Below are 22,557 nucleotides of genomic sequence, written 5' to 3'. Positions count from 1 at the left end.
GTGAGCGAGCCAGAGATGCCGATCCGTGTCGCGATCGTCGACGACCAGGAGCTGATGCGCTCGGCGCTCCGGATGATGGTGGAGAGCCAGCCGGACCTCGAGCTCGCCGGGGAGGCGGCCGACGGTCACGAGGCGCTCGCCCTGGTGCGTACGAAGCGGGTCGACGTCGTCCTCATGGACCTGCGGATGCCCCGCCTCGACGGGATCCAGGCGACGGCCGCGATCACCGGCGAGCAGCCGGCGACGAGAGTGGTGGCACTGACCACCTTCGACCTCGACGACTATGCCTTCCCCGCGATCCGGGCCGGCGCCAGCGGCTTCCTTCTCAAGGACGCCCGCGCGGAGGAGATCGTCGAAGCGATCCGCACCGTCCACGCAGGTCACGCGGTGGTAGCGCCGTCGACGACGCGTCGTCTGCTCGAGCACGTCGCGGCCGCCCCGGCGACCGACAGCGGCCGCGCCGCCGACATTCGCGACACCCTGACCCCGCGCGAGCTCGACATGCTGCTCGAGCTCGCCACCGGCGACAGCAACGCCGAGATCGCCCGCCGCGTCCACCTCTCCGAGGCGACCGTGAAGACCCACGTCGGCCATGTGCTCGCCAAGCTCGGCCTCCGCGACCGGGTGCAGGCAGTCGTCCTGGCGTACGAGACGGGGCTGGTCGGCCCCCGGAGCTGAGTCTCATCCCAGAGGTTGAGAGGCCCGCGACCTGAGGGCGACGAACCCCCGGCGCTCGCGGACCAGTGTGGAGACATGACCACACACGCACCCATCAGACCCAGCCCGATCCGGACGGGCCCGATACCGTCGGGCGCCTACTCATGCCAGTTCTGGCGCATCCACGAGATCACCCACGACTTCGAGCTCGAGGACGTCTGGGCCCTCCCGGTCCAGGGCGGACCCGACGACTCCCGGGCCTTCGTCGAGGCGATGATGAGCAGCGAGGACCGCGACTTCCCGGCGGCGTACCGCCTCCTCTTCGCGGTCCGCAGGACGCTCGGCCGGATGCTCGGCGCCGACGAGGACGAGCACGGCCTCGGCAGCCGCGTCGCCTCGCTGCGCGACCGGCTGCCGGACGCGATGTATCGAGCTTGTCGAGATGACCTCCGCGACCACCCCGCGCCCGAGCGCCGGCGCTGGGACACGGCCAGGAGCGTGGCTTGATGTCCGCCCTGATGGAACGTACGCAGCACCGCTCCCTCGTGCTGCGCGCAGCGCCCTGGGTGGCCGGCGCCTGGGCCCTCGTCTTCGGCGCCCTGGTCGGGCTCGCCCTGCTGGGCAGGGCACCGGATCCGTGGGTCCCCGATGCCGCTTCGCCGCTCGGCGCTCTGAGCGGCACCCAGATGTCCTGGGTGATCGCGGTGCTCGCGCTCCTCGCCCTGGTTGCCGGGGGCGCGGTCGCGAACGTGCGGACGCCCGGTACGACGAGAGCGACAGGGTGGCTCCTGATCGTTCTCGGGCTCGTTGTCGCCGTGGTCGTCTCGGACGTCCGCGCGCTGATGTTCCTCGGCTATCTGCCTCAGGTCCTGCTTGCGATGTTCGGGCTCGGACCGGGCGCCGGACAGCTCGAGTGGGGTCTTTTCGTCGACTCGGGTGTCGCTCTGGCGCACGCTGTCGGCGGGCTGGCCATGGTCGTCGCCGGTGTCACCCTGCTCGGGAGGACAGTGCCCGGCAGGCGTCTGGACTGGGGCCGCTGGGCACGCTGGGGGCGTCCTGCGGTGGCGGTCGCTGTCGTCGTACCTCTTCTCTACGCCGCTACCCGGATCGCCTGGGCGCTGGACATCCCGCTCGGGATCAGTCGCGAGATGCTGGACGACCTCGGCGCGGGGAGGTGGGCCGGCTTCGGGCTTGGGGCCTTCGCCGTGGTCGGGGCGGTCCTGACCTGGGGGTTGGTGGCGCGCTGGGGCGAGGTGTTCTGGCGCTGGGTGCCCCGCATGGGTGGGCGTCCGGTCCCGGTCGCGATGGCCCTCGTGCCGGGGATCCTGGTCGCAGGCACGGTGACGTCCGCCGGGATCTCCTTCTGGCGGATGGCGATCGCGGACGACCTCTGGACGGTCCCCGGCGCCACCTCGGACTGGGGCGCATGGGCTCCGGAGATGCTCTGGCCGATCTGGGGCGTCGCGCTCGCCGTCGCCTGCCTCGCCTACCTGGGGCGGCGGACCGCGACGCGTGGATGACGCGACAGATCCCGCTCGACCTGGTTCAGGCCAGGTCGAGCGGGATCGCTGGGTTCAGTCAGGGACTGCGAGCTCGCCCAGGTCGGACCACTCCTGGCCAGGGATGTTGGTGTTGACGATCCGCGGCGTCTCGGCGAGATGGCGCGGGAGGTCGGCCTGGGCCTGCTTGAAGTGGGTCGAGGTGACGTGGGCAGCGCCGGCGTCCTCGTCGGCGAATGCCTCGAGCAGGAAGTACTCGTTCGGGTCGTCGAGGCCGCGGGCCCAGTCGAACCAGAGGTTGCCGGGCTCGGCCCGGGTGGCCTCGGTGAACGGGCCGGAGATGGCCGGCCAGTCCTCGGCGTACTCCGGCTTGATGCGGAAGCGGGCGGCGATGAAGATCATCGGGCTCTCCTTCGTCTGGATGGGATCGGTTCGTGCGGTGGGCGGTGGGCGGTGGGCGGTGGGCGGTGGTCAGGGCTGGGCGGCGCGGACCGGTTGCCCGGACCGTTCGACCGCGGCCTGGATCCGGCGCCCGGCGATGTCCGAGAGCCACCCGAGCCCGGCCCCGACCACCAGAGCGATGAGCGTGCCGCCGAGGTCGAAGGAGGTGCCGAAGATGACTGCCGTCCCGGCGAAGGCGCCGGGGATGAAGGACAGCAGATCCACGGCCGCCTGCAGGCAGAGGATGAACGCGAGGACCGTGACGACCAGGGCCACCGCGCCGGTGAAGGTGGCGTACGTCAGGACCAGGCTCGCTCCGTACCCCCACAGTGCGCCGGCGAGGTTGGCCGCGAGACCTTTCTGGAAGCCTTCGCGTCCACCCCCGGCGGCGAAGTAGCAGGCCCAGGCGACGAACCCGACCCAGGTGATGAGCGTGAGCTCGATGCTCACCTGGGTCCAGATGCCCGCGAGCACGCCGACCGAGATGCCGATCCCGAGGAGCTTCTTCATGTCGTCGCCTCCTCAGGGGACCAGGATCGCGCGGCCGCGGACCCGGCCGGCGTCGAGGTCGGAGATCGCGGTCTGGAAGTCGTCGAGGGCGTACTTCTGGGTGTGCAGCGTGACGGCCCCGCGGGCGGCGAGCGCCATCAGGTCGCACAGGTCGTTGTAGGACCCGACCAGGTTGCCGATGAAGTTGATCTCGGTCGAGATGATGTCGATGGTCGGCACATCGATGTTCTCGCCGTAGCCGACGACGTGGTAGTCGCCCGCCCGGCGGAGCATCTGGACCCCTTCGGAGGTCGCGCCGCCCTCGCCGACGAAGTCGACGAGGACCTCGCCGCCGTGGCCGTCGGTCAGCGCCAGCACCTGGTCGACCTGGGTGCCGTCGGCGACGACGCCGTGGTCGGCGCCGATGTCGAGGGCGAGCTTGACGGCGTCCGGGTTGCGGTCGACGACGATCAGCTCGGCGGGGCTGAGCGCCTTGAGGACCTGGATGCCGATGTGGCCGAGCCCGCCGGCGCCGATGACCACGCACCTGTCGCGCGGGGTCAGCCGCCGGGCGGCCTTGGCGGCCGCGTGGTAGGCGGTCAGGCCGGCGTCGGCCAGGGCGGCCACGTCGGCCGGCTCCAGGGAGTCGTCGATCTTCACCACCGAGCGCGCGGAGGTCTTCAGGTACTCCGCGTAGCCGCCGTCGGTGTCGATGCCGGGGAACTGGTTGAGCTCGCAGTGCACGTCGTCGCCCGAGCGGCAGGCCCGGCACAGCCCGCAGGTGATCAGCGGGTGCAGGATCACCTTGTCGCCCTCGGCGACGTGGGTGACGGCGGAACCCACGGCGTGCACCCAACCGGCGTTCTCGTGGCCGATCGTGTAGGGCAGCGTGACGCCGGACTTCTCCGCCCACTGCCCCTCCAGGATGTGCAGGTCGGTGCGGCACACCCCGGCACCGCCGATCCTGACGATCACGTCGAACGGGCCGGTCGGCTCGGGGACCGGGACCTCGGCCATCGCCAGCGGCTGGTGGTAGCCGACCACCTGGACGGCTCGCATGGTGCTCATGATGATGCTCCTTCTCGGTGCAGTTCGGTCAGAGGTACGAAGGCGGGCGAGGTGACCTCGTCGCCGTAGCGCGTCGCCAGCAGGCCGCGGCAGAAGTGCGCGTTCCCGTCGATCGAGATCCGGGTCGAGCGGGCCCTTCGCAACGCCAGCGGGATGTCGCCGGGTCGCTCACCGGTGTGGTCGACCAGGACGTACGCCTCCGGCAGGTCGGGCAGCCCGAGGACCGCCCGGCGCCGACGGAGCGAGGCGGTGAACTCGTCGTCGGGCAGGTCCCCGAGCCGGACATCACCCACGGCGTCCTCGCTCAGGTCCGGCTGCTGCCTGAGCAGCTGGGTCAGGCAGCGCTCGAGCGCCGCCGTGTGGGCCTTGCGGTGGAACGTGGTCCGCAGCTCGTCCAGGGACGACTCGGCCTCGTGGCGGAACGTGCCGAGATAGCCGGCATCTGCGGCCAACCCGGCGTTGATGAGGTCGGAGTCGTGGTGGTCGTCGAGCTCGACGACCACCTGGTCGGTCCACGACAACGCGGTCAGCGCGTCCTTGGCGTCGCTCGCCATCAGGTAGGCGAAGTTGGGCGAGCAGAACGACGTCGGCAGCCGTAGGTGGACCTCGACCCTGACGGGTGCGGTCGGCGAGACGGTCAGCGACCGGACGAAGCCCAGGTCGGTGATGGGCTCGTCGAGCTCTGGGTCGACCACGGCGTGGAGTGCGGCGTACGCCTGGGTGGCTCGGGTGCTCTCCTGGGTCAGCAGCGACATGTCACACCGCCGAGAGGTCGGCCCGCTCGGGCTCACGGGGACCCGTCGCGGTCTCGTCCGCCTCGGGCAGCCGCAGCTCGGCGGGCACCTCCAGGTCGTACATCTTGGCGGCGTTGAGACCCAGGATCTTCTTCTTCTGCGCCACGGTGATCGGGGCGTACTCGGTCATGTCCTCCGGGATCTGGAAGTCCACGAACCGCTCGATCAGCCACTTCGGCGTCCAGATCGCATAGTCGGAGGAGAACTGGATGCGGTCCTCGCCGATCCAGTAGATGAGCTCCCCGAGGATCTGCGCGAAGTAGCGCGGCCGGGTGTGCATGAACGGCATCGCGACCGCCAGGCCGCCGTGCACGTTGGGCTCCTGGGTGGCGATCCAGCAGAAGTCCTCCAGCCGTGGCAGGCCGACGTGCTCGACGACGAAGTTGAGGTCGGTGAAGTCGCTGGCGACGTGGTCGACGTCGGCGACGTCGAACGCGTCGCGGTCCAGCGGCCGGATCGTCGGGCCCTTGTGGATGTGGATGTTGGTGATCCCGAGCTCGCGGCAGGCCTCGAAGTAGCGGTAGGCCCACGGGTCGGTCAGCTTCCAGCCGCGCGACTCCCCGTGCCACTCGGCCGTGTAGAGCTTGACGCCCTTGAGCCCGAACCGCTCGGCGTCGGCGTGGAGCTGCTCGAGGCCGGCCTCACCGTTGCGGGGGTCGAAGTGGTGGTTGTACGTCAGCTTGTCGGGGTGCTTCGCGGCCAGCCGCGAGGCTTCCTCGGTCTGGCCGAAACCGTTCGTGTAGAACTCGCCCAGATGGGCCGGCTGGAAGACGGCGTGGTCGACGTAGCCGACCTCGAACAGGTCGTGCATCAGCCGGTCGCCACCCTGGTAGAGGTAGTCCTCGTAGGACCACTGCTCCGACTCGGGGGAGAGGTTGCGGTGGTAGTCGTAGAAGCAGTCGATGAACTGCTTGCCGTGGATGTTGCGCTGGTTCTCCGGACGGGCGTCCCAGAGAGCGACGTGGGCGTCGACGATGAAGAAAGACTCGTTGTCCTTGGTGTACATCGGTTCCTCCGAACTGTGGCTTTCGTCACAGGACGCTAGAGCGGCTGCGACGCGCAGATCAGGGGTGCGCCGTCTCAATATGAGACCTGGACCGTCTCAATCTGAGACGCTGCCGGGCTGCTGTCCTCGGCTGGCGGATGTAACGTCGGTCACATGACAGGCCGCCATCCTATCGCGCAGCGCACCGGGGCCGTCGACGCGTCGGCGCTCGCGCCACGGGTCCGCGCGTCCTGGCAGCGCAGCCAGGAGTACGGCGTCTCCGTCGAGGAGATCGACCCGGTCTTCTCCGGCACCTACGACCGGGAGTCGCTCTTCTTCCAGTGCGGCCAGGAGGTGCTCGACGACCTCCACCGGACGCTCATCGGCGAGCCGGTCAGCCTGATGCTCACCGACCCCGTCGGCCTGGTGCTCAACCGGCTCAGCGGCGACCAGCAGCTGCTCCGGGACCTCGACGCCGTCCACCTGGCACCGGGGTTCAGCTACGCCGAGCGCGCGGCGGGCACCAACGGGCTCGGGCTCGCGCTGGCCGACCGGACCCCGACCGTGGTCCGGGCCGAGGAGCACTACTCGCTCTCGCTGTGCAGCTACACCTGTGCCGCCGCGCCGGTGATCGACCCGATCAGCGGACGCCTGGAGGGCAGCGTCAACCTGACCACCTGGTCGGAGTCGTCCCACGACCTGCTGCTCGCCCTGGCCCAGTCGGCGGCCAGCAACACCGCCTCGCTCATGCTCGCCCGTGCCCACGGCCGGTTCCCGCGGCCGGCTCCGCGCGGCGAGGTGTTCCGGGTCGAGGCGCCCCGGCTGGAGCCGGGCGCCGGCAGCCTCCGCGACCTCTCCTCCGCCTGGCGCGAGGCCCTGGGGAGCGTGCGCGAAGCGCTCCGGGTCGGCCGGCGGGTCGCCGTGGTCGGCGAACCGGGGGTGGGGCGTACGACGCTGGTCGCCCAGGCGTTCCGCGACCTGAGGCCCCGCGACCGGATCCTGGCGGCCTCCGCCCCGGAGCCGGCCGACTCCGAGGCCTGGCTGTCGCTGTGGACCCCGGAGCTCGCCAAGCAGGACACCGCCGTGGTCGTCCGCGACGTGAACACGCTTCCGGCCTGGGTGGCCGAGCGGCTGCACGGCCTCCTCGTCGAGGCGGCACCCGGAGCCGTCGCCGCGGTGCCGTTCGCGATGACCGCGGACACCTTCGACGGCATCCCGGCGGCCCTGGCCGACCTCGTCGACACCGTGGTCGAGGTCCCGCCCCTGCGGGAGCGGCCCGAGGACGTACTTCCGCTGGCGCATCAGGTGGGCCTGCGGGTGCGGGGCCGGGAGATCGCGCTGACCCCGGCCGCGGAGCGGGCGCTGCACGACCACGGCTGGCCGGGCAATGTCACCGAGCTCGTCCATGTCGTCCAGCGGGCCGTGAGCGCCGGAGACCAGGTCGACCTACGACACCTTCCCGCCGACGTACTCTCCGACACCAGGCGGCCGTTGTCGCGCATCGATGCCTTCGAACGGGGCGAGATCGTCCGCGTCCTGACCCGTCCGGGAATCACCATGCAGGAAGCGGCCGCGGAGCTCGGGATGTCGCGCGCCACCGTCTACCGGAAGGTGCAGCAGTACGGGATCAGGCTTCGGCCGAGCTAGTGGCGAGGGGGAGTCGAACTCTTGGCCAAGTCCAGGAAAACTCTCGGCGGAGGCCGGGGCGTCAGGGGTGCTCACCAGGGACTATGGGCCCATGCGTATCCGTCCCCCACGCGCCGGTCGCCAGCATCTGAACCATCTGACCGGACAGGGCGGACCCGCTCTGAGCGGTCAGAAACTTGCCGACCGGCTTGTCCAGCAGCACCCGTTCACCCCTGATGAGGCCTCGAGCATCGTCGCGCAGGTCGCGAGGCTCCTCGCCTCGGGCCACGCCACCGGGCAGGTGCACGGAGACATTAGGCCGGCCACCATCGGGTACGCCCCCGACGGACGGATCGCACTGCTCGGTGCGCCCGCGCCCCGCGGCGGGGAGGGCCTGCCGTACATGTCCCCCGAGCAGATCGACCGCCGGCGGATCGGCCCGGCGAGCGACATCTACTCCCTCGGCGCGGTGTTCTTCGAGCTGCTCGCCGGCCGCCCGCCGTACGCCGGGCTCGAGCCCGAGCGGGTCGGCACGCTGGTGACCGTGCCCGGCCACTTCGATGGCATCACGACCGCCATGCTCTACCCGGACCCTGCCAGACGTCCCCGAGCAGACGAGGTGGCGACGGTGCTCGAGAGCGGCGTCGCTCCGCCGCCGAAACGGATCGTACGTCCGCCCGATATCAGGGGCCCGCGGCTCTCGCCCACGCTGCTGGGTGTGCTGATGGTCCTGGTCCTACCGGGGTTGGTCTTCGGTGGTTGGGGCGCGCTCCGGGCCGGTGACACGATGTCGAGCGTGGGCAGCGCCGCGCCGCTGGCCAACATCTTGCCGACCAGCTTCCAGCTCGCCTTCGACCTCTCGATCGAGCGCGACGCGCTCCGTACCGACGCGGCGCTGACCGAGGACTTCCTCCAGATCACCGACCGGTCCATCGAGGCCTGGACCGCCGAGGTCGCGAAGCTGGACACGGCCGGCGATCCGGGTCTGCGGCGGCGTACGGAGAGGTCCGCGGCCGCCCTCGAGCGGCTCTCGGACATCCGCGCGGCCGCCCGGGCGGGGAACAGGGCCGGCAAGCTGGTGGCCGTCGAGCTGTACACGAACGCGGTCAACGGGCTCTTCGACCTCGCCGCCGAGCTGCCTTCGTTCCGGGATGACGAGCTGGCGAGACAGGCCCGGAACCTGGAGCTGATCGGGTCCGTCTCGGAGGTGCTCGGATTCGAGCGGAGGATCATGGCGAACGCCTTGCGGAACGAGCGGATCAGCGACCAGGGCATCGCCGATCTCCATGTGGCCCAGGACTCCTGGGCGACCCACTCGGAGTCGATCTACGCCCGCGCCGATGCCTCGACGCGGCAGCGGCTCGACAGGATCTCAGGCCGGTCGTTCGAGTTCGGGTCCTACGCGGTCTCGTCCCAGCGTGCCGTCATCCGGGTGCTCAACGCTCGTGATGTCGAGGACGTCGTCAGGCAGCTGGAGGACAGCGCCGACGGCAGGCCCGTGGAACAGCTCTGGCTGGCCGATGCCGCCAGCTACGTCCAGGACCTCAAGGAGGTGGTCGTCGACGCGGCCAGCCGGCTCGCCGACGACATCGAGCGTGAGCACAGGGACGCCCAGAACCAGACGATCCTCTGGCGAGTCTTCACCGGCATCGTGCTGGCGGTGCTCGCCGGGCTCGGGGTCGCGCTGCTCCGCGCGCGAGGGCGAGCAGTTGATGCGTAAACCGGCGACAATAGCAAAGATCGACGGACTTCATCGGTGCGTACACGAGACGCACGGGGTGTGAGTCCGACAACATATGCGCATGCGAACGCGCCCCCCGATCGCAGGCCGATACCGCCTGCACCGACTGCTTGGCCGCGGCGGGATGGGCGAGGTCTGGCAGGCGGCCGACATCAGGCTCGAACGCTGGGTCGCGGTGAAGGTCGTGGAGACCTCTGCCGACCCGAAGGTGACCGAGCGCTTCCGGCGTGAGGCGCTCTCCACGACGGCGGCCAGCCACCCCGGCACGGTGCAGGTGCACGACGTCGGGGTCGAGCAGACCGAGTACGGCAGCATCGTCTACCTCGTCATGGAGCTGCTTCCCGGCCCGACGCTGGCCGACCGCCTGGAGAAGCAGGGGCGGTTCACCGTCGAAGAGGCGAGCGAGGCGATGGTCCAGGTCGCGCGTACGCTCACCGCGGTCCACTCCTCCGGCATCATCCATCGCGACATCAAGCCGTCCAACCTCGTCTACGACGGCGACGGCAGGATCCGGGTTCTCGACTTCGGCATCGCCCAGCTGGCCAGCCACCAGGCCGAGCGGCTCACCTCGACCCGTCATGTGATGGGCAGCCTGCCCTACATCTCGCCCGAGCAGGCCGCCGACAACGTGGTCGGTCCGCCGAGCGACATCTACGCGCTCGGCTGCGTGTACTTCGAGCTGCTCACCGGACGCGCCCCGTACGCCGGCTCCGAGCCGGTCTCGATGATCTACCAGCACGTGACCGCGCCCGTCCCGCACGTCAACGACGTGGTCACCGTGCCGTCCCATGTCGACGAGTTCGTCGCGTCGATGATGAACAAGGACCCCTCCCGGCGACCCACCGCCGGCGAGGTCGTCGGCTTCGCGCGCCGGCCCGAGGTCGTGCCCCCGGTTCCGGTCGGCAGCCGCGAGCTGCCCGCCGGGCTCAAGCCCCTGGCGCTCTCGTCGTCCTCGTCCTCGTCATCGCCGGCGCCGTCGACCTCGTCGGTCTCGTCCGTGACCTCGGTCGCCGGCGTGGTCGAGTCGGCGCAGCGTACGCCTCGGTCTCATGCCGCCCAGAAGCCGAGGTTCCTCCGCACCCGGGTGCTCGGCGTGCTGCTGGTCCCGGTGCTGATCGCCCTGGTTCTCGGCGGGCTGACCTTCGCCGACGCGCTCGACGAGCGTGCCGTCTCCAGTCGCGCGGTGATGATCGCCGGAGCGCTCCCGGAGAGCTACGAGCTCGGGATGGACCTCATCTTCGAGCGGGACGCGCTCGGCTCCGACCAGGTCCCGGACGCGGTCCGGCAGGCCTATCGCCAGGTGACCGACGACTCGATCGAGGCGTGGCACGACGACATCACCAAGGTCGACCTCGCCGACACCCCGAGCCTGCGGGAGCGCGTCGAGCGCACCTACACGGTCCTCAAGAGCATCGACGCCTACCGCACCGACCTCGAGGAAGGCGACAAGGCGAGCACGGAGGCGGCGGTCGCCGCCTACACCGACACCGCCTACGAGCTGCTCGACTTCGCGACCGAGATGCCCAACATCCCCAACGAGAAGATCTACAAGCAGGTCACCAACCTCAAGTACGTCAGGTCGGCGTCCGAGTCGCTGGGGATCGAGCGCACGGTGATGGTGCCCGCGCTCATGACCGGGAAGATCGACGAGGAGTCGATGGAGGCGATGAGCGAGGCGCGTACGTCCTGGCAGCTCACCTCGCGCTCGTTCTACGGCGACGCCCCTAAGGCCACCCAGAAGGCGCTGGACAAGATCTCGGACGGCACCTTCGCCGACGGATCTCGGGGCCTGGTGTCGCAGAACGCGGTCGTCCAGGTCATCAACGACGGCTCTCTCGCGGGCGCGGTCCGGGACCTGGAGTCCTACGCTCCGGGGCGGCCCGCTGCGCAGGTCTGGTCCGAGGACATGACCCGCTTCATCCAGCTCCTCAAGGACACCATCGTGTCGATGACGCTGATCGTCTCCGACGATGTCGGCGAGGAGCACCGCGGCATCCAGACGAAGGTCGGCCTGAGCGGCGTGCTCGCCGTCGCCGCGCTCCTCGCCGCGATCGCGCTGCTGGCCGGGATGTTCCTCGTCCGCCCGCTCCGCGGACGTCGACGGTCCGTCGAGAGCTGAGCGGCGAGACGTCGTCAGATGAGGGTGCTGAGGCTCGAGACCAGGGCTTCCCAGCGGCTGTCGACGTCGAAGCCCATCTGGCTCAGCAGCGCCCAGCCGAAGCCGACGACGGCGTAGAGGCTGATCGGGGTCATCACGACCCACTCCCGGATGGAGCCGGCGTCGCCGAGGATCGGGAGGGCGAAGTGGCCGCCCCGGGTCCACATGTTGTCGAACGGCAGCCACTTGTTGCGCCGGACCCACCTCGGCGGTTTCGGCGCGATCGGCCAGAACAACGGGATCCCCATGGTGGTCACGAAGTCGCCGAGCAGGTGCACGATGCAGCCGAGGGCAACGGAGAAGGGCATCCACCACCACTCCTCGGGGGCGAAGACGGCGATCACCGCCGCCAGAGCCACCGCCGGGATCCATGGCCAGTGGACGCCCTTGCGGGTGAGCTTCAGTGCGTCCATGGCGAAGGCGACCAGCAGGACGCACATGATGCCCGGGCCGATCAGGACGCTGCCGAAACGTTCGGTCTCGAGCGAGAGCTTCCCCGCGCCCCAGGCGAGTCCGGTGAAGGCGAGTACGCCAAGGATCGAGTGGGTGCCGTTGCGGTGGCCGCCGGAGACCTGTCCGACGATCTTGGTCAAGCCTTCGGAGACCGGTGGCAGCGAGTGGGCGATCGTGCCGTTGTGGTGGTCCGCGTCCGGAAGCAGCGCGGCGCCGGCGCACACCAGGGTGCCGGTCATCACGCCTATGTCCGAGACGCCCGGATACCACCCGAACGCGATCGGTGCCGACGATGTCACTGCGATCCACGCGGCAGCTCCAGAGGCCGCGTGATGCCCGCCCATCATGTGAAGTTGTGTCCCTCTCCAGTGTTCCCCCGCTGAATGACCGCGGACGAACGTACCGGTCCTCGGGCCGCTTCGTGTGCGTCGGGGTGGTGTGTCTGGTGACGAGATTCGAATCACTGTTCGAGGGCTGATCCGAGGCGTGAAAGGGGTGCGGTCGGGGCGGCAACCTGAATAGGATGCCCGGTCATGACGACTCCCGGCACCCACGGCAGTGCCCGCCGTGCGCCGTGGACGTTCGAGACCAGCCGGTGCGCCGCGACGGTGACCCCCGAGGCGATCGAGTTCCGGTTCATGGTCACTGCGCCCGACGGCTCGCTCAGCGAGATGCTCCTCTCGGTGGGCCGGCACGACATGCCGACGCTGCTGGAGGAGATCGCCTTCGAGATGCCCGAGGCGCTGGAATGGATGTCGGCCGCGATCATGACGGTCGCGCGTGACCGGCGCCTGGCCGAGGAGGCCTCGTCGGTTCCGCACCAGCGCGGGGCATAACCTCGGGCCGAGCAAGGTTGTCCCCCTGCACCGCAACTCGATCGAGGAGAGACCTGTGACCACCACGTACGACTTCAAAGCGACCGCCGCGGATGGCAGCCCCGTCTCGCTCAGCGATTACAAGGGCAAGCTGCTGCTGATCGTCAACGTAGCCAGCAAGTGCGGTCTGACGTCGCAGTACGAGGGCCTGGAGGTGCTCTATCGGGCCACCAAGGACTCCGGCGTCGAGGTCATCGGGTTCCCGACCAACCAGTTCCTCGGTCAGGAGCCCGGCACCGACGACGAGATCCAGGAGTTCTGCAAGACGACGTACGACGTGACCTTCCCGGTCCTCTCCAAGGTGGACGTCAACGGAGAGAACGCCGAGCCGCTCTACGACTTCCTGCGTGCCGAGGCGCCCGGCGACTGGGGCCCGCACCTCGGGCCGTTCTACGACGCGGTCAAGGACCTGACGCCCGCGACCGAGCCCGGTGACGTCAAGTGGAACTTCACCAAGTTCCTCATCGGGCGTGAGGGCGAGGTCATCAAGCGCTACGAGCCGCCGGTGACGCCCGAGGAGATCCAGGCGGACCTCGCGCAGTATCTCTGAATCTCTGAGGCGATGCCGGACGGCGCTCGATCCCGATGACCGCGGGGTCGGGCGCCGTTTGGATTAGATAGTTGGGCAGAAGATAGTTCGGTATCGGATGGTTCGTTAAGATCTAGTTCATGACCGGACCGCGTATTGACCTGCTGTTCCTGCTCAACCAGTCCGCGCACGCCTTCGCGGCCCAGGTCGGCGAGGCGCTGGCCGACCTGGAGCTCTCGGTGCGGGAGTACTGCGTGCTGATGAAGGCCGCCGAGGGCGAGTACACCCAGAACGCCGTGGCCGAGATGGCGATGCTGGACAAGACCACGATGGTCACCACTCTCGACAACCTCGAGCGCCGCGGCTTGGCCGAGCGACGGGTCTCGGCCGCCGACCGCCGTGCCCGCATCGTCGCGCTCACGGCGGCCGGCGTGAGCGCGCTCGAGGAGGCCTCGAAGGCCTACAACGCGACCGTCGCCAAGGCGCTCGAGGGGCTGGCGCCGAGTGAGGGCGAGGCGTTCATCGAGGCGCTGCAGCACCTCGTCGAGGGGCCGTGGGCGACGCCGTCGCACACGATGACGCTGCGGCGTCGCGCGCCTGCCTCGTCCCGCTAGGGATGGGTTCACAACTGAATATCCCGAAATAGATTGTTTCATAACAAACAATCTTCTATGGTCGTATCTATGACGACCAAGACAGTCGCGCTAGCGACCCTCGCAGCCACTCAGCTGATGGTGATCCTCGACGGCACGGTCGTGACCGTCGCCCTTCCCGCAATCCGCGACGACCTGGGCTTCGGCGACGCCTCGCTGTCCTGGGTCGTCAACGGCTTCCTGCTCGCCTTCGCGCTCGTCCTGCTCCCGGCGGGCCGGGCCGGTGACGCGTTCGGCACCCGCCCGGTCTTCCTCGCCGGGCTCAGCATCTTCACCCTTGCCTCGGCATGGTGCGGCATCGCCTGGGACCCGATCTCCCTGGTCCTCGCGCGATTCGTCCAAGGCCTCGGCGGCGGCATCGCCTCGGCAGTGGTGCTCGGCATGATCGCCGGCCTCTACGCCGAGCCCCGCGAGCGCCTCCGCGCCTTCGCGGTGCTCGCCTTCGTCGGCTCGATCGGAGCCTCGGTGGGGACGGTCCTGGGCGGCGTACTCACCGACGTCGCGTCCTGGCGCTGGGCCTTCCTGATCAACGTGCCGTTCGGGATCATCGCCCTGATCGTCGCGCTCCGCGCGGTGAAGGGTACGCCGCCGACCGGCGTCAAGGGTGGCCTGCTCCCGCGCGGCCTGTTCGCTCAGCGCGGGTTCGTGCTCGGGAACCTGATCCTGCTGACCCTCACCTTCGGCGGGTTCACCTTCCAGTTCGTCACGACGCTCTACCTGCAGGACGTCCTCGGCTTCGGAGCACTCGCGACCGGCCTGGCGTTCCTTCCGGTCACCGTGGTGATCGCCATCGCCACTCTCGGCTTCAGCGCCACGCTCGCCGAACGGTTCGGGTCCGAGCGCGTCCTGCTCGTCGGTGTGCTCGCCTTCGTCGCCGGCATGGTCTACCTGGTCCGCCTCCCCGGAGCCGGCGGCTTTCCCCTCGACGTTCTTCCCGGCGCGGTCGTGATGGCTCTCGGCTTCGGGCTCGCGATGCCGCAGGTGACGGCGTTGGCGATGGGCGCGCTGGCGCCGGAGCACGCCGGGATCGGCTCGGGCCTGACCACGACCACCCAGCAGGTCGGCGGGTTCCTCGGCACCCTGATCGCGGCTGGCCTGGTCACGAACGTCGGCTACGGTGCCGCCTACGCGTCGGCCGCGATCGCGTTGGCAACCGGAGCCGTGGTCGCGGCATACCTGCTCGTGGACGCGGCACGCGCCCGGGACCCGAAGGTCTCCGAGCGCGTGCCGGACGAAGCTGCCAGATTCTGACGTCTCGACGTCAGAATCTGACCCCTCGGCGCTACCTCCGGACCGGGAGGATCAGCGTCGAGGGGTTCGTCTTTGTGTGGTGGACCGTCACTACGCCGGCGATGCCGCGGACCAGCTGCTTCACGTTGGGCAGCAGATGGGGGACGTCGTAGGAGTGGACGGTGACCCGGAGGCGGTGCCCCTTCTCGATCACCGCGCCGGTCGGGAAGACCTCGACGGGAACGCGGTAGACCTGACCCGGCGTGACCGGCTGTTCGGCCTCACGGGTGAAGGGATGCCACGGCTGGACGACCTGACCGTTCAGCGTCCGCGACTTCGACGCGGTGACGGCACGGTGACGCAGCGTCTGCCAGCCGCCGGTGATGCGGTCGACGGACCCGTCGGGCGCGACGTCCTCGACCGAGACCGAGATCAGGCCGTCGGTGCCGGTCGTGGAGACGGACAGGTCGGCGTTGAGCGGGCCTGAGAAGGCCAGGTCCGACGTCGCCGGCGTGGTCTCGTAGGAGACCCCGAGCGCGTCGTTGATCCGGTTGTCGGTCTCGCAGCCGGGGATCGCGAGGGCGCCGGCGGTCCACTGCGCGGTGCTGCGCGAGCAAAGTCCCTGCACCGGCAGCGGCACGATGGTGTCGCCGCGGACGGGCTTCAGGGCCGACCCGAGGGCGTACGACTTCGCACGGACCTCGCTCCCGAGCCACGACTTCATCGTGCGCCACTTCCCGGAGCCGATCTCGTGGTAGGTCACCGGCGCGACGTCACGGTCGAGGGTGGTGTCGGGCAGTCCCTTGAGGTGCGTGTCGAACCACCGCAGGGCCATCTCGGCCATGCTGTTGATCCCGCTGCCCTCCAGGCCGGCGCCTGTGGCGGCCTCGGCGTGCGTCCACGGTCCGACGAGCAGCTTGGTGTCCACGCCGTTCTTCTGCATCCGGTCGAAGAGCATGGGCGTGCCGCGCTGGAAGATGTCGTACTGCCCGGCCGTGACGAACGTCGGTACGTCGATCTCGTCGACCACGCTCAGCGGCGACCGCTTCCGGTAGAAGGGTCCGTCGTAGCCGGCGTCGCTGCCCAGCACCGCGCTGACGAGCATCGGCACCTGGAACCCGAGCGCACCGCTGACGTGCTGCAGCAGGGTGGTCAAGGTGGCGTCGGGACGGGCCTGGTTGACGGCGGGCGGCACCAGCCCGGCGCCCGTGACCAGCCCGAACCACAGCGGGATGAACCCGGCGTCGATCTGGCCGCCGGAGGCGACGACGTCGCGGTAGACGTCGCCGGCCGGCACGATCGGGAACATCGCCTTCAGCCCGCGCGGGTGCTGAGCGGCGGTGAAGAACTGGTTGATCGCCATGTAGGACGGGCCCCACAGGCCGAGCTCGCCGTTGCTCCACGGGCGCTTCTTCGAGGTCGCCCAGTTGGCGACCTCGAGGCCGTCCCTCTGCTCACGGTCGCCGAACGCGTCCCACTGGCCGGCTGAGGAGCCGGTGCCGCGTACGTCGGTCTGGACGAAGACGTAGCCCCGCTGCACGAAGTAGTCCCCGCCGCTCCCGCCGGAGACGTTCTTGTTGTACGGGTTCTGGGTCAGGATCACCGGGAACCGGCCCGGCGCCGCGGTCCCGTCCGCCTTCGCGGGACGGTGGACGTCGGCTCGCAGCACCACCCCGTCGGACATCGTCAGCTGGATGTCCTTCTCGACCACCACGCCGTACGTCGCCGGGCGAGGCTTCCATTCCCCGGCCCGCGCCTGGAGCGCCTGCGCCGCGGTGGTTCCGACAGAAGCCGTCGCAGGGGCGGCGGTCGCGGAGTGCGCCGGTGGCAGGAAGGTCGCGACGAGAGCCAGGAACGGTACGAGGAATGCCAGTCTGCCGAGTTTCACGACTCACTCCAGGGGTGTGTTGGATGTCACACCTCGAACGACGGAGTGCAAACGCGAGTTACGTAACCGGTTCCGGGTTTTGAATAGTGAGACTAAGCAGTCACGGCGACGGTCTTGTCGACGACCGGTGCGCCCGTGGCCGCCACGACCTCGTCGTACGTCACCCCGGGAGCGAGCTCGACGAGCTCGAACGCGTCGCCCGCCACATCCAGAACACCGAGGTCGGTGACGACCCGCTTCACGATCCCGCGGCCGGTCAGCGGCAGGTCGCAGGACGAGAGCAGCTTGGGAGCACCCTTCTTGGTGACGTGCTCCATCAGCACGATCACCCGCCCGGCACCGGAGACGAGGTCCATCGCGCCGCCCATGCCCTTGACCATCTGGCCGGGGACCATCCAGTTGGCGATGTCACCGTTGGTCGAGACCTGCATCGCGCCCAGCACGGCGACGTCGATGTGGCCGCCGCGGATCATCGCGAACGAGGTCGCCGAGTCGAAGTAGGAGGCCCCCGCGAGCACGGTCACGGTCTGCTTGCCGGCGTTGATCAGGTCGGGGTCGACCTCGTCCTCGTAGGGGAACGGGCCGACGCCGAGGATGCCGTTCTCGGCGTGCAGCACGACCGTCGAGGACTCCGGGATGTAGTCCGGGATCAGCGTCGGCAGGCCGATCCCGAGGTTGACGTAGTCGCCGTCCTGCAGCTCCTGCGCGGCGCGCGCCGCCATCTGGTTGCGGTCCCAAGCCATGACTCAGGCCTCCTGGTTCGTGGTCGGGCGCTCGCCGCGCGTCGTACGCTTCTCGATGTCCTTGCGCGCTGCCTGCTCGGGCGTCAGCGCGACGATCCGCTTCACGAAGATCCCCGGAAGGTGGACGTCGGCCGGGGCGATCTCACCGACCTCGACGACCTCCTCGGCCTCGACGACGGTCACCCGGCCGGCCATCGCGGCCGGCACGTTGAAGTTGCGCGTGGATGCGTTGAACTGGGCATTGCCGGCCCGGTCGACGCGGGTCGCGCGGCCCAGCGCGAAGTCGGTGATGATGCCCTCCTCGAGCACCATCTGCTTGCCGTGGAACTCGCGGACCTCCTTCGGCTCGGAGGCATCGGCGATCGTTCCGTCGGGGTTGTAGCGGTAGGGCAGGCCGCCGTCGGAGACCATCGTGCCGACGCCGGTCGGGGTGTAGAAGGCGCCGATCCCGCTGCCGCCCGCGCGCATCCGCTCCGCGAGCGTGCCCTGGGGGGTGAGCTCGAGCGTGATCTCGCCGGCCAGGTACTGCCGCCCGAACTCCTTGTTCTCGCCGATGTAGCTCGCGATCACCCGGGAGATGCGGTGGTCGTCGAGCAGCAGCCCGAGCCCGGCGCCGTCGACGCCGCAGTTGTTGGAGACGACCATCAGGTCGTCCGCACCCTGCTCGCGCAGCGCCTCGATCAGGAACCACGGGATTCCCACCAGCCCGAAGCCGCCGACGGCCAGGCTGGCCCCGCTGTGAATGTCGGCAACCGCCTCCGCTGCCGACCCGACCACCTTGTCCAGACCCATGTCTTCTCTGCTCTCTTGAAAGATTTCGTACGTCGCTTTGCTGACTGCTTCAGCGGACCGACTCGAACACCGCCGCGAGCCCCTGCCCGCCACCGATGCACATCGTCTCCAGGACGTAGCGGGCCTCGCGTCGCTGCGCCTCGTAGGCGGCGGTGGCGAGGATGCGGGCGCCGGTGGCGCCGATCGGGTGGCCGAGCGAGATGCCCGAGCCGTTGGGGTTGAGCCGCTCGTCGGTGGCGTCGATCTTCCACTCGCGCAGGACGGCGAGGACCTGGGCGGCGAAGGCCTCGTTGAGCTCGATCAGGTCGATCTCGTCGAGGGTGAGGCCGGCCCGGGACAGCGCCGCCTTGCTGGAGAGGACGGGGCCGATGCCCATCCGCTCGGGTTCGCAGCCGGTGACGGCCCACGACTTGAGCGCCAGCAGAGGAGTCAGGCCGCGCCTCTCGGCCTCGGCGCGCGTGGTCACGACGCACATCGCGGCGCCGTCGTTCTGGCCGGACGCATTGCCGGCGGTGACCGTCGACTCCTCGTCGACCTTCAGCCGGATCGGGCGGAGCGAGGCGAGCTTCTCCAAGGAGATGTCGGCACGCGGGTGCTCGTCGCGGTCGACGACGACATCGGGATTGCGACGGCCGCCGGGGACGGTCACCGGAACGAGCTCGTCGGCGAACTTGCCGGCGTCGTGGGCGGCGACGGCCCGCTGGTTGGAGCGCAGCGCGAACTCGTCCTGCTCCTCGCGCCCGATGCCGTACTCGCGACGCAGGTTCTCGGCGGTCTCGATCATGCCGCCGGGGATCGGGTGGTCCTTGCCACCCGCGGTCTCACGAGCTCGGTCGAGGCGGTCGAGCAGCTCGATGCCGCCCTGCTTCACACCGCCGCGCAGCCCGAGCGCGTAGTGCTCGACGTTGGACATCGACTCCGCACCGCCGGCCACGACGAGGTTCGCGGCACCGGTGGCGACCGAGCCCGCGGCGTACAGGATCGCCTGAAGGCCCGAACCGCAGCGACGGTCGATCTGGAGGCCGGGGACGCCGTTGCCGAGCCCGGCGTCGAGGGCTGCGATGCGGCCGATCGCGGGGTTCTCGCCGTTCGCGTAGCCGTTGCCGAGGATGACGTCGTCGACGTCGCCCTCTTGGAGGCCGGTGCGCTCGACCAGCTCGCGCAGGACCGTCGTGGCGAGGTCGGTAGCGGTCAGCGGCGCCAGGGCGCCGAGGAACCGGCCGACCGGGGTGCGGAGGGGCTCACAGATGACGATGTCGTTGGCGGAGCTGCTCATGCCACCGACGGTACGCGCGCAGTCATGACTTGAGAAGTACTCATTTGGCGTCGATTGACACCTTTGAAGTCTTGATCACCTGTCTGACCGGACAGTGCGCGGGGGAGGCTATTGCGATAAGTTCGCGTTAGCAGTTCTCTCTCGGGTGATACGTCGACCGACCCCCACGCAGATCAAAGAGGTGACCATGCACGTCCCCGACGGCTTCCTCGACGCTCCTACGTCGATCGCCACCGGTGCAGTCGCTGTCGTCGCGGTAGGCGTCGCGCTGCGCGGCGCACGCCGCGAGCTCGACGACAAGACCGCCCCGCTGGCCGGCCTCGTGGCCGCGTTCGTCTTCGCGACCCAGATGCTCAACTTTCCGGTGGGGGCGGGCACGAGCGGCCACCTGATGGGCGGCGCGCTGGCCGCGGTGCTGGTGGGGCCGTGGACCGGCGTGCTGTGCGTCTCGGTCGTGCTGATCGTGCAGTCCCTGCTCTTCGCCGACGGCGGCATCACCGCTCTCGGCACCAACATCCTCCTCATGGCCGTCACCACCGTGCTCGTCGGCTGGTTCGTGAGCCGGGTGCTGATCAAGGTGCTGCCGAAGCGGGTCGGCCTGGTCGCCCCCGCTGCCGCGATCGGCGCCTTCCTCTCCGTCCCCGCTGCGGCGGCCGTCTTCACCGCGCTCTACGCGGTCGGCGGCACCGCCGACATCTCGCTGACCACGCTGGCCACCGCGATGCTCGGCTGGCACACGGTGATCGGTCTGGGCGAGGGCGCGATCACGTTCCTCGCGGTCGGCGCGATCCTGTCCGTACGCCCCGACCTCGTCTACGCCGCGCGAGGCGTGATCGCCGAGCGTGACCTGGTGATCAAGCCCAAGGAGTCGGTGGCATGAGCACCGCCGAGAAGAAGCGCGTCCGGTTCAGGTGGGTCGCCGTCGGCATCGCTGTCGTCGCGCTGCTCCTGGCCGGGGTGGTCTCCTACTACGCCTCCGCCAACCCCGACGGCCTCGAGTACGTCGCCGGCGAGACCGGCTTCCTCGACAGTGCCTCGGAGCACGGCGCGGCAGACGGGCCGCTGGCCGACTACGGCACCAAGGGCGTCGACGACGAGCGGCTCTCCGGTGGACTCGCCGGCGTGATCGGCACCGTGGTGGTGCTCGTCGTCGCCGGCGGCCTGGCCCTGGTCGTCCGCCGCCGGCCCAAGTCCGACGAGGCCTGATGTGCCCGCGCATCTGAAGGTGCTGGCCTTGGTCGGCTTCATGCTCGTGGTGGTGGCGACCCCGCGCGAGTGGTTCGCTGCGTACGCCTTCTTCCTCGCCGTCCTGGTGACGGTCGGCGCGGTGGCGCGGGTGCGGCCGGGGTGGGTGCTGAAGCGGATGGTCGTCGAGACGCCGTTCGTGGTCTTCGCCCTGCTGATGCCGTTCATCGCGCACGGGCCGAGGGTCGAGGTGCTCGGGCTGAGCCTGAGCGAGTCGGGCCTGCTCTCCGCGTGGGGGCTGCTGGCCAAGGGCACGCTCGGCGTGATCGCCGGGCTGATGCTGGCCGCGACGACGACGCCCCAGGAGCTGGTCCACGGCCTGGAGCGGCTGCGGCTGCCTCAACAGCTCGTGCAGATCATGGCGTTCATGGTGCGCTACCTCGAGGTGGTGACCGACGAGATGCGCCGGATGGCGGTCGCGCGCGCCTCACGAGGCTTCGAGGCGCGCAACCCGCTCCACTGGCCGGTGCTCGCCCGTTCGGTCGGCGCGCTGTTCATCCGCTCCTTCGAGCGCGGCGAGCGGGTGCACCTGGCCATGGTCTCGCGGGGCTACACAGGGAGAATGCCCCGGTGACGACACCTGTCCTCGACGTACGCGGCTTGGCTTTCGCCTATCCTGACGGCCATCAGGCGCTCTTCGGCGTCGATCTGCACGTCCATCGTGGCGAGCGGGTCGCGCTGCTGGGTCCCAACGGCGCCGGCAAGACGACGCTGGTCCTGCACCTCAACGGCATCCACCTCGCCGGAGCCGGATCCGTCTCGGTGAGCGGGCTCCCCGTGACCAAGGCCAACATCAAGGAGATCCGCCGCCGCGTCGGCATCGTCTTCCAGGACCCCGACGACCAGCTCTTCATGGGCACCGTCCGCGAGGACGTCGCCTTCGGCCCCGCCAACCTCGGCCTGCGCGGCGAGGCCCTGGACGCGAAGGTGACCGAGGCGCTCGCGAAGGTCGGCATGGAGGAGTACGCCGACCGGCCCCCGCACCACCTCTCCTTCGGTCAGCGCCGCCGGGTCGCGGTGGCCACCGTGCTGGCGATGGACCCCGAGATCCTGGTCCTGGACGAGCCCTCCTCCAACCTCGACCCGGCCTCCCGCCGCGAGCTCGCCGACATCCTCCGCGACCTCGACGTCACCGTCCTGATGGTCACCCACGACCTCCCGTACGCCCTCGAGCTCTGCGAGCGCTCGATCATCCTCGACGGCGGCATCGTCGCCGCCGAGGGCCGCACCGTCGACGTACTCTCCAACGCCGACCTGATGCGCGCCCACCGCCTCGAGCTCCCCTTCGGCTTCGACCCGGTCGCGGCAGCCGCCACCCTCTAGCCGAGACGTCACGTACGTCGGCCGAGACGTCACCCGCGTCGGCCGAGTTGGCACAGCGTTGCCAGCTCGGCCGACCTGCGTGACGCCTCGGC

Annotated in this window: 24 protein-coding genes; 14 read left to right on the top strand and 10 right to left on the bottom strand. The window is 69.8% G+C overall.

What is annotated here, in order from left to right; genetic code table 11:
- From ACFWQC_RS18245 to ACFWQC_RS18235, 3 genes are all read left to right on the top strand, one after another.
- Complete coding sequence (locus ACFWQC_RS18245) at positions 1–678, top strand: response regulator (protein ID WP_378680832.1); 678 nt, start codon at positions 1–3, stop codon at positions 676–678.
- 75 nt (positions 679–753) lie between these two features.
- Positions 754–1,164: a DUF2867 domain-containing protein gene (locus tag ACFWQC_RS18240; RefSeq protein ID WP_378680829.1), complete on the top strand. Its 411-nt coding sequence runs from the start codon at positions 754–756 to the stop codon at positions 1,162–1,164.
- Positions 1,164–2,177, top strand: coding sequence for a hypothetical protein (locus tag ACFWQC_RS18235; RefSeq protein WP_378680827.1), 1,014 nt, complete (start codon positions 1,164–1,166; stop codon positions 2,175–2,177). The genes ACFWQC_RS18240 and ACFWQC_RS18235 overlap by 1 nt, the downstream gene beginning before the upstream one ends.
- A 54-nt stretch (positions 2,178–2,231) precedes the next feature.
- On the opposite strand, the gene ACFWQC_RS18230 is transcribed toward ACFWQC_RS18235, so the two are convergent.
- The 5 genes from ACFWQC_RS18230 to ACFWQC_RS18210 form a co-directional block, all read right to left on the bottom strand.
- Complete coding sequence (locus ACFWQC_RS18230; RefSeq protein WP_378680825.1) at positions 2,232–2,558, bottom strand: putative quinol monooxygenase; 327 nt, start codon at positions 2,556–2,558, stop codon at positions 2,232–2,234.
- A 69-nt stretch (positions 2,559–2,627) separates the two neighbouring features.
- Entirely contained in the window at positions 2,628–3,107 is a 480-nt protein-coding gene (locus ACFWQC_RS18225) for a DUF1097 domain-containing protein (RefSeq protein WP_378680823.1), read from the bottom strand.
- A 12-nt stretch (positions 3,108–3,119) separates the two neighbouring features.
- On the bottom strand, positions 3,120–4,154 hold the full coding sequence (locus tag ACFWQC_RS18220; protein ID WP_378680821.1) for an NAD(P)-dependent alcohol dehydrogenase: 1,035 nt from the start codon (positions 4,152–4,154) through the stop codon (positions 3,120–3,122).
- On the bottom strand, positions 4,151–4,909 hold the full coding sequence (locus ACFWQC_RS18215; RefSeq protein ID WP_378680818.1) for an iron-sulfur cluster assembly protein: 759 nt from the start codon (positions 4,907–4,909) through the stop codon (positions 4,151–4,153). The genes ACFWQC_RS18220 and ACFWQC_RS18215 overlap by 4 nt, the downstream gene beginning before the upstream one ends.
- A 1-nt stretch (position 4,910) precedes the next feature.
- On the bottom strand, positions 4,911–5,954 hold the full coding sequence (locus ACFWQC_RS18210; RefSeq protein ID WP_378680816.1) for an amidohydrolase family protein: 1,044 nt from the start codon (positions 5,952–5,954) through the stop codon (positions 4,911–4,913).
- 153 nt (positions 5,955–6,107) lie between these two features.
- Here ACFWQC_RS18210 and ACFWQC_RS18205 point away from each other — a divergent pair, with 153 nt between their 5' ends.
- The 3 genes from ACFWQC_RS18205 to ACFWQC_RS18195 all read left to right on the top strand — a co-directional run bounded on the left by ACFWQC_RS18205 (position 6,108) and on the right by ACFWQC_RS18195 (position 11,419).
- Positions 6,108–7,580, top strand: a complete 1,473-nt coding sequence (locus ACFWQC_RS18205; RefSeq protein WP_378680813.1) for a GAF domain-containing protein — start codon at positions 6,108–6,110, stop codon at positions 7,578–7,580.
- 91 nt (positions 7,581–7,671) lie between these two features.
- The gene (locus tag ACFWQC_RS18200; protein ID WP_378680810.1) at positions 7,672–9,279 is read left to right on the top strand and encodes a serine/threonine-protein kinase; all 1,608 of its coding nucleotides are present in this window, start codon (positions 7,672–7,674) and stop codon (positions 9,277–9,279) included.
- A gap of 82 nt (positions 9,280–9,361) precedes the next feature.
- Positions 9,362–11,419, top strand: coding sequence for a protein kinase (locus tag ACFWQC_RS18195; protein WP_378680807.1), 2,058 nt, complete (start codon positions 9,362–9,364; stop codon positions 11,417–11,419).
- Positions 11,420–11,433: 14 nt separating this feature from the next.
- Here ACFWQC_RS18195 and ACFWQC_RS18190 read toward each other — a convergent pair whose 3' ends face one another.
- Positions 11,434–12,255, bottom strand: coding sequence for a metal-dependent hydrolase (locus tag ACFWQC_RS18190; protein ID WP_378680804.1), 822 nt, complete (start codon positions 12,253–12,255; stop codon positions 11,434–11,436).
- Between the two features lie 189 nt (positions 12,256–12,444).
- Between ACFWQC_RS18190 and ACFWQC_RS18185 the strand changes: the two genes are divergently transcribed.
- The 4 genes from ACFWQC_RS18185 to ACFWQC_RS18170 all read left to right on the top strand — a co-directional run bounded on the left by ACFWQC_RS18185 (position 12,445) and on the right by ACFWQC_RS18170 (position 15,219).
- A complete protein-coding gene (locus ACFWQC_RS18185; RefSeq protein ID WP_355021735.1) occupies positions 12,445–12,747 on the top strand; it encodes a hypothetical protein in 303 nt (100 codons plus the stop codon).
- A 55-nt stretch (positions 12,748–12,802) separates the two neighbouring features.
- Positions 12,803–13,336, top strand: coding sequence for a glutathione peroxidase (locus tag ACFWQC_RS18180; RefSeq protein WP_378680800.1), 534 nt, complete (start codon positions 12,803–12,805; stop codon positions 13,334–13,336).
- A 119-nt stretch (positions 13,337–13,455) separates the two neighbouring features.
- Positions 13,456–13,929 carry a MarR family winged helix-turn-helix transcriptional regulator gene (locus ACFWQC_RS18175; protein WP_378680798.1) on the top strand — a complete coding sequence of 158 codons (474 nt, stop codon included), beginning with the start codon at positions 13,456–13,458 and terminating at the stop codon, positions 13,927–13,929.
- A 69-nt stretch (positions 13,930–13,998) separates the two neighbouring features.
- Complete coding sequence (locus ACFWQC_RS18170; RefSeq protein ID WP_378680796.1) at positions 13,999–15,219, top strand: MFS transporter; 1,221 nt, start codon at positions 13,999–14,001, stop codon at positions 15,217–15,219.
- 31 nt (positions 15,220–15,250) lie between these two features.
- Here the strand turns inward: ACFWQC_RS18170 and ACFWQC_RS18165 are convergent, their stop codons facing one another.
- The 4 genes from ACFWQC_RS18165 to ACFWQC_RS18150 form a co-directional block, all read right to left on the bottom strand.
- Positions 15,251–17,086, bottom strand: coding sequence for a CocE/NonD family hydrolase (locus ACFWQC_RS18165; protein ID WP_378680793.1), 1,836 nt, complete (start codon positions 17,084–17,086; stop codon positions 15,251–15,253).
- A gap of 92 nt (positions 17,087–17,178) precedes the next feature.
- On the bottom strand, positions 17,179–17,829 hold the full coding sequence (locus ACFWQC_RS18160; protein WP_378680791.1) for a CoA transferase subunit B: 651 nt from the start codon (positions 17,827–17,829) through the stop codon (positions 17,179–17,181).
- Positions 17,830–17,832: 3 nt separating this feature from the next.
- Positions 17,833–18,621 (bottom strand): CoA transferase subunit A, encoded by a 789-nt coding sequence (locus tag ACFWQC_RS18155; protein ID WP_378680789.1) that lies wholly within the window; start codon positions 18,619–18,621, stop codon positions 17,833–17,835.
- 49 nt (positions 18,622–18,670) lie between these two features.
- Positions 18,671–19,897, bottom strand: a complete 1,227-nt coding sequence (locus tag ACFWQC_RS18150) for an acetyl-CoA C-acetyltransferase (RefSeq protein ID WP_378680786.1) — start codon at positions 19,895–19,897, stop codon at positions 18,671–18,673.
- Between the two features lie 187 nt (positions 19,898–20,084).
- Between ACFWQC_RS18150 and ACFWQC_RS18145 the strand changes: the two genes are divergently transcribed.
- The 4 genes from ACFWQC_RS18145 to ACFWQC_RS18130 are packed head-to-tail and all read left to right on the top strand — an operon-like array spanning position 20,085 to position 22,465.
- Positions 20,085–20,777, top strand: a complete 693-nt coding sequence (locus tag ACFWQC_RS18145) for an energy-coupling factor ABC transporter permease (RefSeq protein WP_160025460.1) — start codon at positions 20,085–20,087, stop codon at positions 20,775–20,777.
- Positions 20,774–21,103, top strand: a complete 330-nt coding sequence (locus tag ACFWQC_RS18140; protein WP_378680783.1) for a PDGLE domain-containing protein — start codon at positions 20,774–20,776, stop codon at positions 21,101–21,103. The genes ACFWQC_RS18145 and ACFWQC_RS18140 overlap by 4 nt, the downstream gene beginning before the upstream one ends.
- A 1-nt stretch (position 21,104) precedes the next feature.
- The gene (cbiQ, locus tag ACFWQC_RS18135; RefSeq protein WP_378680781.1) at positions 21,105–21,716 is read left to right on the top strand and encodes a cobalt ECF transporter T component CbiQ; all 612 of its coding nucleotides are present in this window, start codon (positions 21,105–21,107) and stop codon (positions 21,714–21,716) included.
- Positions 21,713–22,465: an energy-coupling factor ABC transporter ATP-binding protein gene (locus ACFWQC_RS18130; RefSeq protein ID WP_378680778.1), complete on the top strand. Its 753-nt coding sequence runs from the start codon at positions 21,713–21,715 to the stop codon at positions 22,463–22,465. The genes cbiQ and ACFWQC_RS18130 overlap by 4 nt, the downstream gene beginning before the upstream one ends.
- Positions 22,466–22,557 lie beyond the last annotated feature (92 nt).

The sequence above is a fragment of the Nocardioides sp. NPDC058538 genome (assembly GCF_042719275.1).
Classification (GTDB): domain Bacteria; phylum Actinomycetota; class Actinomycetes; order Propionibacteriales; family Nocardioidaceae; genus Nocardioides.
This window is presented reverse-complemented; position numbering and strand designations above follow the sequence as displayed.

Coding starts and splice junctions, on each gene's coding strand:
- ACFWQC_RS18175 (WP_378680798.1), top strand. CDS start 13,456: ATGACCGGACCGCGTATTGACCTGCTGTTCCTGCTCAACCAGTCCGCG.
- ACFWQC_RS18220 (WP_378680821.1), bottom strand. CDS start 4,154: ATGAGCACCATGCGAGCCGTCCAGGTGGTCGGCTACCACCAGCCGCTG.
- ACFWQC_RS18225 (WP_378680823.1), bottom strand. CDS start 3,107: ATGAAGAAGCTCCTCGGGATCGGCATCTCGGTCGGCGTGCTCGCGGGC.
- ACFWQC_RS18160 (WP_378680791.1), bottom strand. CDS start 17,829: ATGGCTTGGGACCGCAACCAGATGGCGGCGCGCGCCGCGCAGGAGCTG.
- ACFWQC_RS18215 (WP_378680818.1), bottom strand. CDS start 4,909: ATGTCGCTGCTGACCCAGGAGAGCACCCGAGCCACCCAGGCGTACGCC.
- ACFWQC_RS18140 (WP_378680783.1), top strand. CDS start 20,774: ATGAGCACCGCCGAGAAGAAGCGCGTCCGGTTCAGGTGGGTCGCCGTC.
- ACFWQC_RS18200 (WP_378680810.1), top strand. CDS start 7,672: ATGCGTATCCGTCCCCCACGCGCCGGTCGCCAGCATCTGAACCATCTG.
- ACFWQC_RS18205 (WP_378680813.1), top strand. CDS start 6,108: ATGACAGGCCGCCATCCTATCGCGCAGCGCACCGGGGCCGTCGACGCG.
- ACFWQC_RS18230 (WP_378680825.1), bottom strand. CDS start 2,558: ATGATCTTCATCGCCGCCCGCTTCCGCATCAAGCCGGAGTACGCCGAG.
- ACFWQC_RS18150 (WP_378680786.1), bottom strand. CDS start 19,897: ATGAGCAGCTCCGCCAACGACATCGTCATCTGTGAGCCCCTCCGCACC.
- ACFWQC_RS18210 (WP_378680816.1), bottom strand. CDS start 5,954: ATGTACACCAAGGACAACGAGTCTTTCTTCATCGTCGACGCCCACGTC.
- ACFWQC_RS18170 (WP_378680796.1), top strand. CDS start 13,999: ATGACGACCAAGACAGTCGCGCTAGCGACCCTCGCAGCCACTCAGCTG.
- ACFWQC_RS18240 (WP_378680829.1), top strand. CDS start 754: ATGACCACACACGCACCCATCAGACCCAGCCCGATCCGGACGGGCCCG.
- ACFWQC_RS18190 (WP_378680804.1), bottom strand. CDS start 12,255: ATGGGCGGGCATCACGCGGCCTCTGGAGCTGCCGCGTGGATCGCAGTG.
- ACFWQC_RS18235 (WP_378680827.1), top strand. CDS start 1,164: ATGTCCGCCCTGATGGAACGTACGCAGCACCGCTCCCTCGTGCTGCGC.
- ACFWQC_RS18195 (WP_378680807.1), top strand. CDS start 9,362: ATGCGAACGCGCCCCCCGATCGCAGGCCGATACCGCCTGCACCGACTG.
- ACFWQC_RS18185 (WP_355021735.1), top strand. CDS start 12,445: ATGACGACTCCCGGCACCCACGGCAGTGCCCGCCGTGCGCCGTGGACG.
- ACFWQC_RS18145 (WP_160025460.1), top strand. CDS start 20,085: ATGCACGTCCCCGACGGCTTCCTCGACGCTCCTACGTCGATCGCCACC.
- ACFWQC_RS18155 (WP_378680789.1), bottom strand. CDS start 18,621: ATGGGTCTGGACAAGGTGGTCGGGTCGGCAGCGGAGGCGGTTGCCGAC.